The sequence below is a fragment of the Thermus albus genome, from assembly GCF_022760855.1.
GTDB lineage: Bacteria > Deinococcota > Deinococci > Deinococcales > Thermaceae > Thermus > Thermus albus.
Window position 1 is genome coordinate 1 of the sequence record NZ_JAKTNR010000001.1, and the last position, 15,517, is coordinate 15,517.

Genomic DNA, 15,517 nt, shown 5'->3' on the forward strand with positions numbered 1-15,517 from the left:
AAGGACCGTTCTTGCCAGGAGGTTTGTCCGGTGGAATGCATCTACGATGCTGGCGAGCAGCTTTACATCCACCCGGACGAGTGCATTGACTGCGGGGCCTGTGTGCCTGCCTGTCCGGTGAACGCCATCTACCCTGAGGAGGATGTCCCCGAGGAGTGGAGGGTTTACATAAAGAAGAACCGCGAGTGGGCCCAGACCTTGCCCAACGTGCACGTGTTGGAGGAAAGCTGATGTTGAGCCCGGTGGTGGAGGTGCGGCAGGAGGTACCCTTCTTGCCCAAAGTGGCCTTTACCCTTATATCCCTTGCTTCCTTGGCAGGGGCAGTTTTTACTGGCCTCCACCTAGGCCTCTCCCTTCCTGCCCTTTTGCTACGTTGGCTTCTCCTTTGGCTTTTGGCCTTAGCCTTAGGTTTCAGTGCCTGGCGTACCCTTTACCTGCGCGAGGAAAAGGATCTGGGAGCGGAGGCCCAGGCTTTTTTGGCGGAGGAACAAGCGGTTTGGAAACGCTTGGCCCAGCCCTTGGGTCTGGTCCTTGTACTACTGAGCCCATCTCTGGCGCTTTTTCCTTATCTCGGTCCCGCTTGGGGATATATGTCCCTTGCACAAGTGTTCCTTGGATTGGGACTGTGGCTGGGTAGGCCAGGGCTAGCCTTGGGGCTTTCCCTAGCCCTCACCCTGTTTTGGGCGGAGCGGGATACCCAAGGTCTTTGGCCCTCGGCCTTGCGGGCCCTACACCTCAGCGCCTTTGGCCTTTGGTTGGGTGGGGCGCTTTTCAACCTCTTAGTGAATGTTCCCGTGGGCATACGCCATCCATATGTGCAAGCGGTGGTAGCTGGGGCCCGGCAGCTAGAACGTTTCCGCTTCGTAGTGCGTTTGGCGCTTCCCACCCTTCTGTTCACGGGATTCTTCATGGCCGCTGGGTACCGCCTACCCCTCGAGGCTTGGGGGAAGTTCCCCTTCATGCTCATCCCCCTGAAGCTGGGTTTCATCCTGGCTTTGGTGGTCATCTTCATCACCTGTCCCCTGTACCGCCAGTGTTCTCCTGTAAGGGGCGTGTGCAACTTGGATGACCTTAGAGTACGCCCTCTAAAGCGCCTGGATAATCGTAAAACCCCTTGTGCCTTGGGTTTGATCCGGGCTACGGAGGTGATGGAAAGCCTACCTTCTGGTACGGTTCTCGAGCTCCTTTCCCGGGATGTCTATGCCCCTTATGAGGTACCTGCGTGGGCCTTGAAGTATGGCTACCGGCTTCTCAAGCATGAGAGGCGGGGATTTTTCCCCTTTCGTTACCATCGCTTTTGGGTAGAGAAACCATGAGGGTGAGGTTGGCGATTCGCAGGATGAATTCTGGGGGCGGTTCCTACTGGGCCCGGTATACTTTGGAGGCTGAACCGCGGGAACGAGTGCTGGATCTTCTGCTGAGGGTCAAAAGCGAGATAGACGGTACCCTAAGTTTCCGTTACTCCTGCGGTCAGGGTGTCTGTGGGTCGGATGCCATGACCATCAACGGACGAAACCGCCTGGCTTGTAAAACCCTGGTTGTGGCTCTTCAGGAGGGACGTCACGCTGCCCTTAATCTGGTGCGAAGCTTGCACGGGAAAGAACCTTTGCCCTTCCGGTACCGAGATCGTGGGCAGCTGGCGGTGATCGGGCGCAACCAAGCCGTGGCCCAGATAGCAGGGATGGACCTTTCAGGCTTTCCCGCCTGGCTCCTTTGGGCCCTGATACACCTAACGGAACTGGCAGGTTTTCGCAACCGGCTCCTGGTCCTTTTAGACTGGGCCTACTCGTATTTCTTCCGGGAGCCGGGGGTGCGGATTCTCCCGCAAGGGCCGGTGTCCAGAATACCAGCCCTTATGGAACCCCTTAACTCGCCAGTTCCGCCTCGGAGTGGGCGAGGAGAGCCGTCTTGAACCGCTGGACAACACCTTCAGTAGGCCGGTTTTCCTTCAGGGTGGTGAGAAGTTCTGCCAGAAGTTCCCTTAGGAGTCTGTGCTCGAGAAGCCGTTCCTTTAACTTTCCTGGGGACAGGGTGGGGTAGTAAAGGGTTTCCTCCTTGGCGATGTGTTCTTCCAGTTTTCGAGCTAAGGCCTCCGCCGCTTCCCTAGAGGGAAGGGCCTCGAGGAGGGTCAGGAGGCGTTTGTGGTCCTGGGCCAGGGTTTCAGAGGAAACCCCTAAGGTAATCAGGAGGGCCCTCGCCCCCTCGGGGGCCTTCAGGATAAGCCTGCCCCGGTAAAGGCGGGCTATTTCTCCAGCCTCCAACTCAAAGGCCTTCCTCCAAAAGAGGAGCCGCAGCCTTCCCCTAAGGGGGGCCAGGAGGACGTCCTCACCCCTTTTGACCTCCAGGGAAACCTCTTTTCCTGGTTCCAAGTCTAGGATCCGGAGCCTGCCTCCGGGACGTATCAGGAGCTTGCCTTGAAAAAGGGTTACCATAAGTCTCCTTTCAAAACACCCCCTTTGTTAACTTCCTTTGCACCTCGGCATGATCGGCTTCCTTTGGTGGTGGGGCCACCACCTGGAAGAGGACCATCTTGGTGGTGGCACGGATCCCCCGCCGGGTTCCTTTGGGCACCAAGGCGACGCTACCTGGGGCAAGTTCGATTTCCCTTTCCTCTACTACCAGCCATCCCCTTCCTCTGAGGACCAAAAGGGCCAGGTCTACACCAGGGGTGTGCAGGGGAATGAACTGCCCGGGAAGAAAAGCGGTGAGTAGGGCTTTAAGGTGTGCTCCCTCTCCAAGGGGGATGGCGTTAAAGCGTTCCTTGTCATAGGAAACGAGTTTCCCGTACTGGGGTTGGAAGGAGAAATCGCCTGCAGCCATAAATCCAGGCTAGGTTGGTAGGGACATCTTGTCCATGACCCGGGTCATACCGGAAGTCCGTTCGCAGGAGCCAGGTGCCTCCTACCGTTCTCAGCGATGGAATCCGCGATTGGGGCACCCAAGGGCTAAGCCCTCGCGGCCCAAGGGATCCAAAAGGGATGGGGGCTTTGCCAAAAGGTCTACGGGTCTCCCACGAAGCTTCGCCCGGAAAGGGCGTAATGCCAAGGCCCCAGCACATCCTTTCTGCACGGTATACGGTATAGCGAAACGGCATCACTTTATGAGGTCTGCGAGGGCCTGGGGATCCGGAATCTCCACCTGCCGTCCCTTAAGCCGGATGAGGCCCTGGCGGTAGAGTTGCCCTAGGTTGCGAGAAACGGCCTCGGGGATGGTACCCAAAAGGGCAGCCAGCTCGGGATTGGTGGGGAGGGTAAACCCCTGTCCTTCCTGCTGGAGGCGCTCTAGAAGGTACTCGCCGAGCCTTTCCCGCACCTCATGGAAAACCAGACGGTCCAAAAGGTGCAGTAGCTGCCCCTGGCGACGGGCCAGGTAGCGGATCAAGGCCCGGGCCAAGGGGGGACGGGCCTCCACCAGCTGGAAGAAGCGCTCCTTGGGGATGACCAGGACCTGGCTTTCCTCCAGGGCCTCGGCGCTGGCGGGGTAGGTGGGCCGGTCCAGGAATAGGGCTACCTCGGCCAGGACCCGCCCCGGTCCTTCCAGGTGCAACACCACCTGCTTGCGTCCTTCTGGGTCCAGCTTGTACACCTTAATCAAGCCCTTCTCCACCACGAAGAGGGCGTGTACGGGCTCCCCCTCCAGGAAGAGCATCTCGCCCCGTTTCAACTGCCTAGCCCAGGCTTCCTGCCCTATGGCTTCAAGGTCCTGATAAGCCAAATCCCGGAAAAGGGGAACCTGTTTAAGATCCATCCCTACCCCTTTAGAAGGCTCAAGCGCTTTTGGGCTTCTTCTAGATAAGGCTCCAGCTTTAGGGCCCGGGCATAGGCTTCTTTAGCTACCTCTACGTAGCCTAAAGCCTCGGCCAGCTCGCCCAACCGGAGGAGTCCGGAAAGGGCCCGGTCCTGAAGATAACTCCTCTCCGCCTCCGCCCATTCCCCGTAGGGATCATCCCCGAAGAGGGGGCCCTTGTAGAGATCCAGGGCCTGCCTGAGGGTTTTGAAGGCGGAGAGTCCTTCCTCCAGATCGGCCTTGCGCATGAGTTCCTCAAAGCGCTCAAAGTCCAGGAAGCGGTCCTCGGGAAGCCTAAGCCGGTAGTAGTCCCCTTCGCGCTCCACGATGCCGGGGAGGGTTTTGCGAATGTGGTAGATCTGTGTGTACAACTCCTGCCGTGCCCGGTCCGGCGGCAGTTCGGGCCAGAGGGTTTCGCAGATGTCCTCCATGTAAAGGGCCCGGTCCTTGTTGGCTAATAGATACTTGAAAAGCTGGAACGCCCCGCTTCGCCCAAAGCTTTTGGGAGTCAGTGCCTTTCCACGGTACCTTAGGCGGAACTGCCCCAGGGCGTAGATCTCCAGCTCCGGGGCCTGGGCCTTTTCCTGGAACAAGGAGGGGAAGAGAAAGGGGGTCGCCAGGCGGGAAAACCAAAGGGCGGGAGCGGCTGGGCGGGTGGCGGGTTTGGGAGGGTGGGCGTGGAACAGGGTAACCATGGCCACCACTTCCCCCCGGGCCCAAAGGGGAAGGCAGGTCCTGGGACGTCCCTGGGCCTCTGGGCAGTCAGGGAGCCCGTTCTTGTGACCTACCACCTGGCCTTTCCAAGCGGGGCAGTCCTGCATGGCACAGGCGGGAACCAGGCCCAGCTCCCATCTCTCCCCACCCCGGGCCACCACCCGGATCCCCGTGGCTTGGGTGAGCTGCCGGATTTCCTTAAGGAAGGCCAAGCGGGCCTCGGAGACCTCGCCCCGGTAGAGGTGTTGGTGGAGGGCCTCTAAGCCCACTTCCCCTAACCGGGTGAGGAGGGTGTAAAGGGTACTGGCGAAGAGGGGAGCGATGCGGGAAAGCGTTTCCAAAGAATCTTTGTGGTCCAGCTGCGGGTTGCGGGAGGCCAGATTCAGGACCCCGATAAGCCCTTGGGGAAGTTCAAGGGGGTAGCAGATATAGGTCTGGTAGCCCAGCTGTTTGACCTTTTGCCGTAAATAACGGCGGTCTTCCCCAAGGGTATGGGTGATCAGGGGTTCACGCCTTAAGGCCACGATACCGGGGTAGCCTTCGCCCAGCTGGAACCACGGTCTTTCCAAAAAGGCCTCGCGGTGGAGACCCTCATAAGCCGTCAGGATCAGGTGGCGTCCCTCGGGATCCGCCAGGAAGAGCTCGGCCGCTTCCATGTCCAGGGCTTGGCGCAAGGTACGGAGGAAGTCCTCGAGGGCCTGGGGCAACCCATCGGGGTTATGCAAGAGATGCCGCGTTAGACGGGAAAGTTCCAGAAGAAGGTCCGGGGGCTCGGCCCGCTCGGGGTAGAGTTCCACCAAAAACCCTTCCCTCTCCCGGTACCCCTGGCAGCGAAGACGCCGACCTTTAACCACCAAGGGGGTGCTGGCCCGGTAGGCTCCCCGTTTAAGTTCCCGCTGCACGGGGCACCGCGCGCAGAGGGGGCGGCCGAAGGGGTCTTGGCCTTGAACCAGGAGGGCGCAGGGGAGGCCACTTCCCTCCAGGCCTAAAGAGGGGTCGGCCCCGAGGGGCGTAGCCCTCCCTTCGGGGTCCAGCCGGATCCGGGCCAGGGGCTTCATCCTCCTTCAGTGTAGCTTCCTTTCCGCTAGGACATATGTCCCGAGCCCTGCCAGTGAACGCAAGGACCCCTTGCCATCCTGGTACGCGGAGGTGAGGATGACGGGCAAAAGCTTCTATCCCTTGGCCCTGCTCCTGCTCTTCTCCTGGGCGCTGGCCCAAGACGGAAAGGCCCTATACGGCCAGCATTGCGCGGCTTGCCACGGGCCGGAAGCCAAGGGGATCCCCGGGGCCATACCTCCTTTGGCGGGGAACCCCCGGGTCCAGGATGAGGCCTATGTGCTGAAGGTGGTGCGGGAAGGGCTTTCTGGCCCCCTGGAGGTAGGGGGGATGAGCTATAGCGGGGTCATGCCTCCCATGTCCCAGGTCTCCGAGGCCCAGGCCCGGGCCATAGCCCAGTATCTAAAGGGCTTATCCGGTGCCCAAGCTGAGGCCAGAGCGCCCGCGCCTCAGGTCCAGGGGGATCCCGCCTTAGGCCGGGCCCTGTACCTGGGAGAGAGGCCCTTGCAAAACGGCGGGGCCCCCTGCCAGGCCTGCCATACGGTGGCCGGGGTGGGCTTCCTGGGTGGAGGGTCCATGGGTAAGGACCTCACGGACGCGGCCAAGCGTTTGGGGGGTGAGGCGGGGCTTGCCGCCCTTTTGCAAAACCCCGCCTTCCCCGTGATGCGGGAGGCCTACAGGGGAAAGCCCTTGACCGAGGCCGAGGCCGCGGCCGTGGCCGCCTTCTTGGCGCAGGTGTCCAACGAGGTCCCCAGGCCTTTTTCCTCGTATCTGGGCCGGTTCTTGGTGGCGGGCCTAGTGGTGCTGGGGGTTCTTCTCCTCTACCAAGCCATCCTTTGGCAGCTCCGTCCCAAAAGCCTGGCGGAGCGCATCCAAAGCCAGCTTAGGAGGTAAACATGGACGGTTGGATCAAGGAAATTGAGAGCCCGGCGGAGAGGAAGTGGGAGGAGTTCTACCGCAACCGCTTCCAGCACGACAAGAGGGTGCGCACCACCCACGGGGTGAACTGCACCGGTTCCTGCTCCTGGGAGGTCTTCGTCAAGGACGGGGTGGTCACCTGGGAGCTCCAGGCCACGGATTACCCTAGCCTCGAGGCCGGCCTTCCCCCCTACGAGCCCCGGGGTTGCCAGCGGGGCATCAGCTTCAGCTGGTACCTCTATAGCCCCATCCGGGTGAAGTACCCCTACGCCAAAGGGGCCCTTCTGGACTTGTATCGGGAGGCCAAAAAGCAACACCCCGATCCTGTGGCCGCCTGGGAGGCCATCCAGGGCGACCCCCACAAACGCAAGCGCTACCAGAAGGCCCGGGGTAAAGGAGGCTTCAGGCGGGCCAGGTGGGATGAAGTGCTGGAGATCATCGCCGCCGCGGTGGTCTCCACGGTGAAGCGCTACGGGCCGGATAGGGTCATCGGCTTTTCCCCCATCCCCGCCATGAGCCAGATCTCCTATGCCGCGGGAAGCCGCTTCCTCTCCCTTTTGGGCGGGGTACCCTTAAGCTTCTACGACTGGTACTGCGACCTGCCCAACGCCTCGCCCGAGATCTGGGGGGAGCAGACCGACGTCCACGAGTCCGCCGACTGGTACAACGCCCGTTTCATCGCGGTGATGGGCTCCAACCTCAACATGACCCGCACCCCCGACACCCACTTCATCTCCGAGGTGCGCCACGCCGGGGCCAAGCTCACCGTCTTTAGCCCCGACTTCTCCCAGGTTGCCAAGTACGCCGACTGGTGGATCCCCATCAACCCCGGCCAGGACGGTGCCTTCTGGATGGCGGTGAACCACGTCCTCCTCAAGGAGTACTACGCGGAGCGGGAGGTGCCCTATTTCCTGGACTACCTGAAGCGCTACACCGATGCCCCCCTCTTGATTGAGATCCAAAACGGCCGCCCAGGGCGCTACCTCAGGGCGAACCGCCTTTCCGAATACGCCGAGGAGGAAAACGGGGATTTCAAGCTCCTCCTTTGGGATGAGGCCAAGGGCCCCAGGATGCCTGGGGGCACCATTGGCTTCCGCTGGCAGAAGGAGAAGGGCAAGTGGAACCTGAAGTTGGAAGACCCCAAGACGGGTGAGCCCCTAACTCCCCGCTTGAGCCTCCTAGGGGTGGAGGATGAGGTCCTCCTTCTGGAGTTCGACGACTTCTCCTCTGACCGGAAACTGAAGCGGGGCGTGCCCGTCAAGTACGTGGTCACCAAAGAGGGAGAAAAGGTGGCGGTGGCCACGGTCTTTGACCTCCTCATGGCCCAGTTCGGGGTGGGACGGGGCCTGCCTGGGGATTACCCCAAGGGCTACGAGGAGGACCTTCCCTACACCCCCGCCTGGCAGGAGAAGTGGACCGGGATCCACCGGGACACCCTCCTTAAGTACGCCCGTTCCTGGGCGGAAAACGGCCTCAAGACCCGGGGTAAGAACCTCATCATCGTGGGGGCCGGGGTCAACCACTGGTACCACAACAACCTCATGTACCGGGCGGGGATCGTGGCCCTGATGCTCACGGGAAGCGTGGGGGTAAACGGCGGAGGCCTGGCCCACTATGTGGGGCAGGAGAAGCTGGCCAACCAGGCTGCTTGGGGCCCCATCGCCTTCGCCACCGACTGGGGCTACCCCCCGAGGCAGCAGAACACCCCCAGCTTCCACTACGTTCACTCCGACCAGTGGCGCTACGAGAGGGGCTTCTCCACCTACGACAAGACGGCGGTGGGTTTAACGGACCATACCATTGACCACCAGGTGCGGGCGGTGCGCAAGGGGTGGCTTCCCTTCTTCCCCCAGTTCAACAGAAGCCCCTTGGAGGTGGTCAAAGAGGCCGAGGCCAGGGGGGCCAGGACCGAGGCGGAGATCGTCCAGTATGTGGTGGAGGCCCTTAAGCGGGGGGAGCTGAGGCTAGCCGTGGAGGACCCCGACGCTCCCGAGAACTGGCCTAGGGTCTGGTTCATCTGGCGGGGGAACGCCATCGGCACCAGCGCCAAGGGACACGAGTACTTCCTGAAGCACTACCTGGGCACCCACACCAACGCCGTTGCCGAGGAAAAGGCGGAAGGGCAAGTCCAGGAAGTGGTTTACCGCAAGCCGGCCCCCGAGGGGAAGCTGGACCTGGTGGTGGACCTCAACTTCCGCATGGACACCAGCGCCCTCTACTCCGATATCGTCCTCCCCGCCGCCACCTGGTACGAAAAGGACGACCTCAACACCACCGACCTCCACACCTTCATCAACCCCCTGCAGGCGGCGGTGCCCCCCTCCTGGGAGTCCAAGCCGGACTGGGAGATCTTTAAGGCCATCGCCAAGAAGGTTTCCGAACTGGCCCGGGTCCACCTGCCTACCCCGGTGAGGGACATCGTGATGATCCCCCTGCAGCACGACACCCCAGACGAGCTGGCCCAGACCGAGGACTGGGACTGGAAAAAGGGCGAGGTGGAGCCCATCCCCGGCAAGACCATGCCCAAGTTCCGGGTGGTGGAGCGGGACTACACCCAGCTTTACGAGAAGATGGTCACCCTGGGGCCGGTGGTGGAGAAGGTGGGGGTGGGAATGCACGGGCTTACCATCCCGGTGGAGGACTTCTACAAGGAGTTGGCGGAACGCCAGCCCAGGGTGTTCCAGGGGGAGAAGCGGCCGAGCCTCGAGGAAGCCCGCCAGGTGGCGGAGGCCATCCTCTTCTTGGACCCGGTTTCCAACGGGGAGCTGGCCTACAGGGCCTTTTCGGACGAGGAGAAGAAGACCGGGGTCAGGCTCACCGACCTGGCCGAGGGGAACCGCCACGTGCGCATTTCCTTCAAGGACCTTGTGGCCCAGCCTCGCCGTCAGCTCACCACCCCCACCTGGAGCGCCATCATCAACCAGGGGCGGGCCTATAGCCCCTACACCCTAAACGTGGAGCGCCTCGTCCCCTGGCGCACCCTCACCGGCAGGCAGCACTTCTACCTGGACCACCCCAACTACCTGGCCTTCGGCGAGCACCTGCCCACCTACAAGCCCAGGCCCGAAGTCCACATGCTCCAGGAAACGGAAAAGACCCTTAAGGAGGCCCAGGGCAAGCTCCTTAACTACATCACCCCCCACGGGAAGTGGTCCATCCACTCCACCTACTCGGAGAACCACCGCATGATGACCCTTTCCCGGGGCGGGTACCCGGTCTGGCTCAACGATAAGGATGCCGCGGAACTGGGCATTAGGGACAACGACTGGGTGGAGCTTTTCAACGACAACGGGGTCTTCGTGCAAAGGGCCATCGTTTCTGCCCGCATCCCCAGGGGAACGGTCTTCGTCTACCACGCCACCGAGCGCACGGTGGGCATCCCCAAAAGCCCCTTAAGGGGCAAGCGGGCCGGCATGAACAACTCCATCACCCGGGCCCGCCTCAAGCCCGTGCTGATGTCGGGCGGCTACGCCCAGTTCACCTACGCCTTCAACTACTGGGGGCCGGTGGGGGTGAACCGGGATACCTGGGTCTTCGTGCGCAAGCTGGAGCGGCCCCCGGAGTGGTGAAGGAGGAACGCCATGAAGGTTAGAACCCACATGTCCATGCTCTTCCACCTGGACAAGTGCATCGGCTGCCACACCTGCTCCATCGCCTGCAAGAACCTCTGGACCGACCGCAAGGGCGCGGAGTACATGTGGTGGAACAACGTGGAGACCCGGCCCGGTGCCGGCTACCCCACGGGTTGGGAGGACCAGGACCGCTTCAAGGGGGGCTGGGAGTATAAGGACGGCCACCTGGACCTTCGCCTGCACTCCCGCACCCAGGGGCTTTTCCGCCTTTTCTTCAACCCCGCCTTACCCTCCATAGACGACTACTACGACCCTTACACCTTCCGCTATAGCGACCTCTTCACCAGCCCAGAAGGGGAGGACCAGCCCACCGCGGTTCCCGTTTCCATGATCACCGGGGAGGTGATGACCCCCGCTTCCGGCCCCAACTGGGACGACGACCTGGGGGGAAGCCCCCTTTACGCCCAAAACGACCCTAACCTAAGGGGCTTGGACCCCGAGGTGCGGGCCCAGCTTTCCGAGATCGAGGGGGTGGTCTTCCAGTACCTGCCCCGCATCTGCAACCACTGCCTGAATCCGGCTTGCGTGGCCGCCTGCCCCACCGGGGCCATCTACAAGCGGGCGGAGGACGGGGTGGTCCTGGTCAACGAGAACAAGTGCAAGGCCTGGCGGATGTGCGTGGCCGCCTGCCCCTACAAGAAGGTCTACTACAACTGGGCTACCGGTAAAAGCGAAAAGTGCATCCTCTGCTTCCCCCGGTTGGAAACCGGCCAGGCCCCGGCCTGCGCCCACTCCTGCGTGGGGCGGATCCGCTACATGGGGGTCCTCCTCTACGATGCCGACCGCATCCCCGAGGCGGCCATGGTGCCCGACGACCGGCTGGTGGAGTCCCAGCTCTCCATCATCTTGGATCCCTTTGACCCTGAGGTCATCGCCGCTGCCAAGGCGGAAGGCATCGACGATGGGTGGATCAAAGCCGCGCAAAACTCCCCCATCTACAAGTTCGTGAAGATCTGGCGGCTCGCCTTCCCCTTGCACCCCGAGTACCGCACCCTGGCCATGATGTTCTACGTCCCACCCCTTTCCCCAGTGGTCTCCACCCTGGAGAAGGCCTTGAGGGCGGGCAAGGGGAGGGAGGGGCTGGTGCGGCTGGACATCCCGGAAACGGATCTGGACTTTGAGGTCTACGAAAACCTGGAAAAGGCCAGGATGCCGGTGAAGTACTTGGCGAACCTCTTCACAGCTGGCAACGAAAGCCTCATCGTGCCCGCCCTCAAGAAGATGCTGGCGGTGCGCATCCTGAAACGGCAGGAAAGCCTAGAGGGCGGCGTCACGGAAAGGGCCCAGAAGGTCTTGCGGGAGGCCGGACTCACCCTCGAGGAGGCCGAGGCCATCTACCGCCTCACCACCCTGCCCACCCTGGAGGAGCGCTTCGTGCTGCCCCCCTACCACCGGGAGATGGCGGCGGAGGTTTGGAAGGACCCCCTGGCCCACAAGGGGGAGACGGGCTTTGGCTACATCCAGCCGCCCGTGCGGGGCGAGTAGGAGGAGACCATGGGCAAGGCCACCCTTTTGGAAACCCTGGCCCTGGCCTTGGACTACCCCATGCCGGGGCGCTTGGAGGAGCTTTGGCGGCGGTGGATCGCCTGCCCCCGGGGTCCGGCCAAGGCGAAGCTGGAACGCTTTCTTCGCCAGGTGGAGGAGCTCCCCTTGGGCGAGTGGGAGGAGCTTTACACCCGCACCCTTGACCTTACCCCCACCACGGCCCCTTATGTGGGCTTTGCCGTCTACGGGGAGAGCTACCAGCGGGGGGAGCTTTTGGCGGCTTTGGTGCGGGCCTACCGGGAGATCTCCTTGGACCCGGGAAGCGAGCTTCCTGACCACCTGGCCAACGTGCTCCGCTACCTGGCCCGGTGTGAAAACCCCCTTCCCGAGCTTCTGGAGATCCTGCCCAAGGCCCTTAACGAGATGCACAAGACCCTTAAGACCCTGGATGCCAAGAACCCCTACCTCCTGGTCCTCGAGGGGGTTCAGGAGGCCTTGCAAGGGGATTTGGCTAGGAGGTGAAGGATGAACTGGAACGCGCTTCTCTTCGGCATCTTCCCCTACATCGCCCTCACCTTGGCGGTGGTGGTGACCGCTTACCGCATGGCCTATAGGCCCTTTTCCGTTTCCGCCCAGTCCAGCCAGCTCCTGGAGCAGAGGCGCCTCTTCTACGGCTCCATCGCCATGCACTGGGGACTGGTCCTGGTGCTCCTTGGCCACTTGCTGGCGCTCCTCATCCCCAAGGGGCTTCTCCTCTGGAACGCGGTGCCCTTAAGGCTCTACCTTCTGGAGATCACCGGGCTTGGCCTAGGGCTTTGGGCCTTGGTGGGGACCTGGGTGCTCCTCACCCGGAGGCTTTCCGTGGCCCGGGTACGGGCGGCTTCCACCCCCATGGATTACGCGGTGTTGGTGGTGGTCCTCATCTCGGCGCTTACCGGGGTCCTTACCGCCCTTCTTTACCGCTATGGCAGCTACTGGTTCCCCGCGGTCATGACCCCTTACCTCTGGTCCATCCTTACCCTGAAGCCAAGGCCGGAACTCATCGCTGATCTCCCCTTCTGGACCCAGCTTCACGTCTTCAACTTCTGGGTCTTCCTGGCGGTCTTCCCCTTCTCCCGGTTGGTGCACATCATCACCATTCCCTTGGGGTACGTCCTCAGGCCCTGGCAGATCGTCATCTGGGTGCGCAAGCTGGCGGGGTGAATCATGGTCCATGATCCCATCCAACTGGAAAAAGAGCGTCCAGACCGGCTCCGGGTCCTCTGGTTTTCCACAATCGGCTTCACCCTGATGTTCGCGGTCTGGCTGATGTTTGGGGTGTTGGGGGTGCCCATCCGCAAGGAGTTTGGTCTTACCGATGTCCAGCTTTCCTGGCTTTCGGCCGTGGCCATCCTGAATGGCTCCCTGTGGCGGCTTCTCGCCGGCATCCTCACCGACCGCTACGGGGGGCGGCTGGTTTTCACCCTCATGCTCTTCTTCACCGCCATCCCCGCCTACCTGGTCTCCCGGGCGGGAAGCTACGAGGAGCTTCTCCTCTACGCCTTCCTGGTGGGCTTTGCTGGAAACTCCTTTAGCGTGGGCATCGCCTGGAACTCCGCCTGGTTCCCCAAGGACCAGCAGGGCTTCGCCTTGGGCCTCTTCGGGGCGGGGAACGTGGGGGCCAGCGTCACCAAGTTCATCGGCCCGTCCCTCATCGTGAGCATTCCCCCAGCGGGGTACCTGGGGGGGCTCATCCCCGGGGGCTGGCGCTTCATCCCCTTCCTCTATGCGGTGCTTTTAGTGCTGATGGGCCTCCTCATGTGGTTTGGTACCCCCGGGCAGGACAAGCGCCCGGGCCAAGGGCGGCCTTTCCTGGAGATGCTGATGCCCCTTAAGCACATCCGGGTGTGGCGCTTCAGCCTGTACTACGTGGTGGTCTTCGGGGCCTACGTGGCCTTGAGCGCCTGGCTTCCCAAGTACTACGTGGATGTCTTCGGCCTGCCCCTTCATGAAGCCGCCCTCCTCACCGCCCTTTTCATCTTCCCCGCAAGCCTTTTGAGGCCCTTTGGGGGCTACCTTTCCGACCGCTTTGGGGCTCGGCGGGTCATGTACTGGACCTTCGGCATTATCCTCCTGGCCTCCGGGATCCTCATGATGCCCGAGGGGCATATCGTCCTTTACACCAAGCAGGGGACCAAGGAGGTCATGCAGTTCACCATGAACGTCTGGCTCTTCACCGCTTTGGTCTTCCTGATCGGCGTGGGGATGGGGGTCGGCAAGGCCGCGGTCTACAAGCACATCCCCACCTACTTCCCCAAGGACGTGGGGGCGGTGGGGGGGTTGGTGGGGATGCTGGGGGCCTTAGGCGGGTTCTTCTTGCCCCCTCTCTTTGCCTACGCCCAGGCCTGGACCGGCCTGCCCCAGATGACCTTCTTCGTCCTTTTCCTCCTAGCGGGCATCAGTTTCCTCTGGATGCACCTTACCGTGTTGCAGCTCCTGCAGCAGGAGGCCAAGCAGCTGAAGAACGAGTTCGAACTGAAAGGAGATCGCCCATGCTAAAGGTTTACAAGGGGACTTGGATTCGTGAGTGGAACCCGGAAGACCCTAAGCGCTGGGACCCCGGCTTGGCCTGGCGTACCCTTTGGATCACCACCTTCAACCTCACCCTGGCCTTCATCACCTGGTTTGCGGTGAGCGCCCTGGTGGTCCGCCTGCCCAAGGTGGGGTTTGAGCTTTCCACCACCCAGCTCTTCTGGCTTACGGCCATGCCGGGGCTTGCAGGGGGTACCTTGCGCATCGTCTGGACCTTTTTGCCCCCCATCCTGGGCACCCGGCACCTGGTGACCTTCTCCACCCTCCTCCTCCTCATCCCCCTCTTGGGCTGGGGCTTCGCCGTACAAAACCCCGAAACCCCCTACTGGGTCCTTCTGCTCCTGGCCTTTTTGGCGGGGATCGGCGGGGGGAACTTTTCCGGCTTCATGCCCTCCACCAGCTACTTCTTTCCCAAGCGCCTCCAGGGGACAGCCCTGGGGTTGCAGGCAGGGATCGGCAACTTTGGCGTGTCCGTGGTCCAGTTCGTAACCCCCTGGGTTATCGGCTTTGCCCTTTTTGGTTCTCTTCTCGGGGGGCCTCAGACCTTCACCCCTAAGCCCGGGGTGTCCCAACCCATCTGGCTTCAGAATGCCACTTTCCTCTGGGTGCCCTTGGTCTTGGTGGGGGCTTGGCTGGCCTGGGTGTACTTGCGGAGCGTTCCCGTCCGAGCCAACTTCCGGGAGCAATTTGATATTTTCCGCGACAAGCACACCTGGATCATGACCAGCCTCTACATCATGACCTTCGGCTCCTTCTCGGGGTTTTCCGCCATCTTCCCCCTTCTGATCCGGGAGGTTTACGGGAAGTTTGACGGGGCTCCGGACCCCTTGAGGTATGCGTTCCTGGGGCCTTTGGTGGGTTCCTTGGCCCGGGTAGTCGCTGGGCCCGTTTCCGACCGCTTTGGCGGGGCCATCGTCACCCAGGTTTCGGCCATTGGCCTCTTCTTTTCCGCCCTCCTGGTGACCCTTTTCGCCCACCCCACGTCTTTGGAACAGTTTGCCTTCTTTGTCCTGGCCATGCTCCTGGTTTTCTTCTTCAGCGGGGTGGGGAACGCCAGCACCTTTAAGCAGATGCCCATGATCTTCCCGCCCAGGCAGGCAGGAGGGGTCATCGGTTGGACCGCGGCCATAGCCGCCTATGGCCCTTTCCTCTTCTCCACCCTGGCCGCTTATACGCAGAGGGTCACCGGAGGCTTCACCGCCTTCTTCTATGGCCTCATGGTCTTCTACGCCCTGAATCTTTTCCTGAACTGGTACTACTACGCCCGGAAAGGGGCGGAGAAGCCTTGCTAATCCCACCCCACCCTGGCCATGGCCAGGGTGGGGCCCCGGCAGGGGGCAGGGCCCCAAGGCCCG

General features: G+C 62.1%; 14 protein-coding genes and 1 pseudogene. 11 read left to right on the forward strand and 4 right to left on the reverse strand.

Translation table 11 applies throughout. The features are described from left to right. From L0D18_RS00005 to L0D18_RS11990, 4 genes and pseudogenes are all read left to right on the forward strand, one after another. Positions 1–231: indolepyruvate ferredoxin oxidoreductase subunit alpha (locus L0D18_RS00005; protein ID WP_243026621.1), on the forward strand; the 231-nt coding region annotated here is incomplete at its 5' end. A gap of 359 nt (positions 232–590) precedes the next feature. Continuing rightward, complete coding sequence (locus tag L0D18_RS00010; protein ID WP_243026622.1) at positions 591–1,316, forward strand: sulfurtransferase TusA family protein; 726 nt, start codon at positions 591–593, stop codon at positions 1,314–1,316. Further along, positions 1,313–1,609: pseudogene (locus L0D18_RS11985) on the forward strand (2Fe-2S iron-sulfur cluster-binding protein); the annotation flags it as partial. The gene L0D18_RS00010 and the pseudogene L0D18_RS11985, both read left to right, overlap by 4 nt. Further along, a complete protein-coding gene (locus L0D18_RS11990) occupies positions 1,607–1,912 on the forward strand; it encodes a hypothetical protein (RefSeq protein WP_423247887.1) in 306 nt (101 codons plus the stop codon). The pseudogene L0D18_RS11985 and the gene L0D18_RS11990, both read left to right, overlap by 3 nt. Here the strand turns inward: L0D18_RS11990 and L0D18_RS00020 are convergent. The 4 genes from L0D18_RS00020 to L0D18_RS00035 form a co-directional block, all read right to left on the reverse strand. Further along, complete coding sequence (locus tag L0D18_RS00020; RefSeq protein ID WP_243026623.1) at positions 1,866–2,432, reverse strand: hemerythrin domain-containing protein; 567 nt, start codon at positions 2,430–2,432, stop codon at positions 1,866–1,868. The genes L0D18_RS11990 and L0D18_RS00020 overlap by 47 nt on opposite strands. 10 nt (positions 2,433–2,442) lie before the next feature. Next, positions 2,443–2,820: a cupin domain-containing protein gene (locus L0D18_RS00025; RefSeq protein ID WP_243026624.1), complete on the reverse strand. Its 378-nt coding sequence runs from the start codon at positions 2,818–2,820 to the stop codon at positions 2,443–2,445. 273 nt (positions 2,821–3,093) lie between these two features. Beyond that, positions 3,094–3,747: a Crp/Fnr family transcriptional regulator gene (locus L0D18_RS00030; RefSeq protein WP_243026625.1), complete on the reverse strand. Its 654-nt coding sequence runs from the start codon at positions 3,745–3,747 to the stop codon at positions 3,094–3,096. A gap of 2 nt (positions 3,748–3,749) precedes the next feature. After that, positions 3,750–5,558: a GAF domain-containing protein gene (locus L0D18_RS00035; RefSeq protein WP_243026626.1), complete on the reverse strand. Its 1,809-nt coding sequence runs from the start codon at positions 5,556–5,558 to the stop codon at positions 3,750–3,752. A gap of 97 nt (positions 5,559–5,655) precedes the next feature. Here L0D18_RS00035 and L0D18_RS00040 point away from each other — a divergent pair, with 97 nt between their 5' ends. Genes L0D18_RS00040 through L0D18_RS00070 form a run of 7 tightly spaced genes read left to right on the forward strand, consistent with a single transcriptional unit; the run spans position 5,656 to position 15,454 of the window. Then, positions 5,656–6,450 (forward strand): c-type cytochrome, encoded by a 795-nt coding sequence (locus tag L0D18_RS00040; RefSeq protein WP_243026627.1) that lies wholly within the window; start codon positions 5,656–5,658, stop codon positions 6,448–6,450. Positions 6,451–6,452: 2 nt separating this feature from the next. Beyond that, positions 6,453–10,043 (forward strand): nitrate reductase subunit alpha, encoded by a 3,591-nt coding sequence (locus L0D18_RS00045; RefSeq protein ID WP_243026628.1) that lies wholly within the window; start codon positions 6,453–6,455, stop codon positions 10,041–10,043. Between the two features lie 12 nt (positions 10,044–10,055). Further along, on the forward strand, positions 10,056–11,591 hold the full coding sequence (gene narH / locus L0D18_RS00050; RefSeq protein ID WP_243026629.1) for a nitrate reductase subunit beta: 1,536 nt from the start codon (positions 10,056–10,058) through the stop codon (positions 11,589–11,591). Positions 11,592–11,600: 9 nt separating this feature from the next. After that, positions 11,601–12,113, forward strand: a complete 513-nt coding sequence (locus L0D18_RS00055) for a nitrate reductase molybdenum cofactor assembly chaperone (RefSeq protein WP_243026630.1) — start codon at positions 11,601–11,603, stop codon at positions 12,111–12,113. Positions 12,114–12,116: 3 nt separating this feature from the next. Beyond that, complete coding sequence (narI, locus tag L0D18_RS00060; protein WP_243026631.1) at positions 12,117–12,794, forward strand: respiratory nitrate reductase subunit gamma; 678 nt, start codon at positions 12,117–12,119, stop codon at positions 12,792–12,794. A gap of 3 nt (positions 12,795–12,797) precedes the next feature. Continuing rightward, positions 12,798–14,129, forward strand: a complete 1,332-nt coding sequence (locus tag L0D18_RS00065) for an MFS transporter (RefSeq protein ID WP_243026632.1) — start codon at positions 12,798–12,800, stop codon at positions 14,127–14,129. Next, on the forward strand, positions 14,123–15,454 hold the full coding sequence (locus tag L0D18_RS00070; protein ID WP_243026633.1) for an MFS transporter: 1,332 nt from the start codon (positions 14,123–14,125) through the stop codon (positions 15,452–15,454). Before L0D18_RS00065 ends, L0D18_RS00070 begins: the two co-directional genes overlap by 7 nt. Positions 15,455–15,517 lie beyond the last annotated feature (63 nt).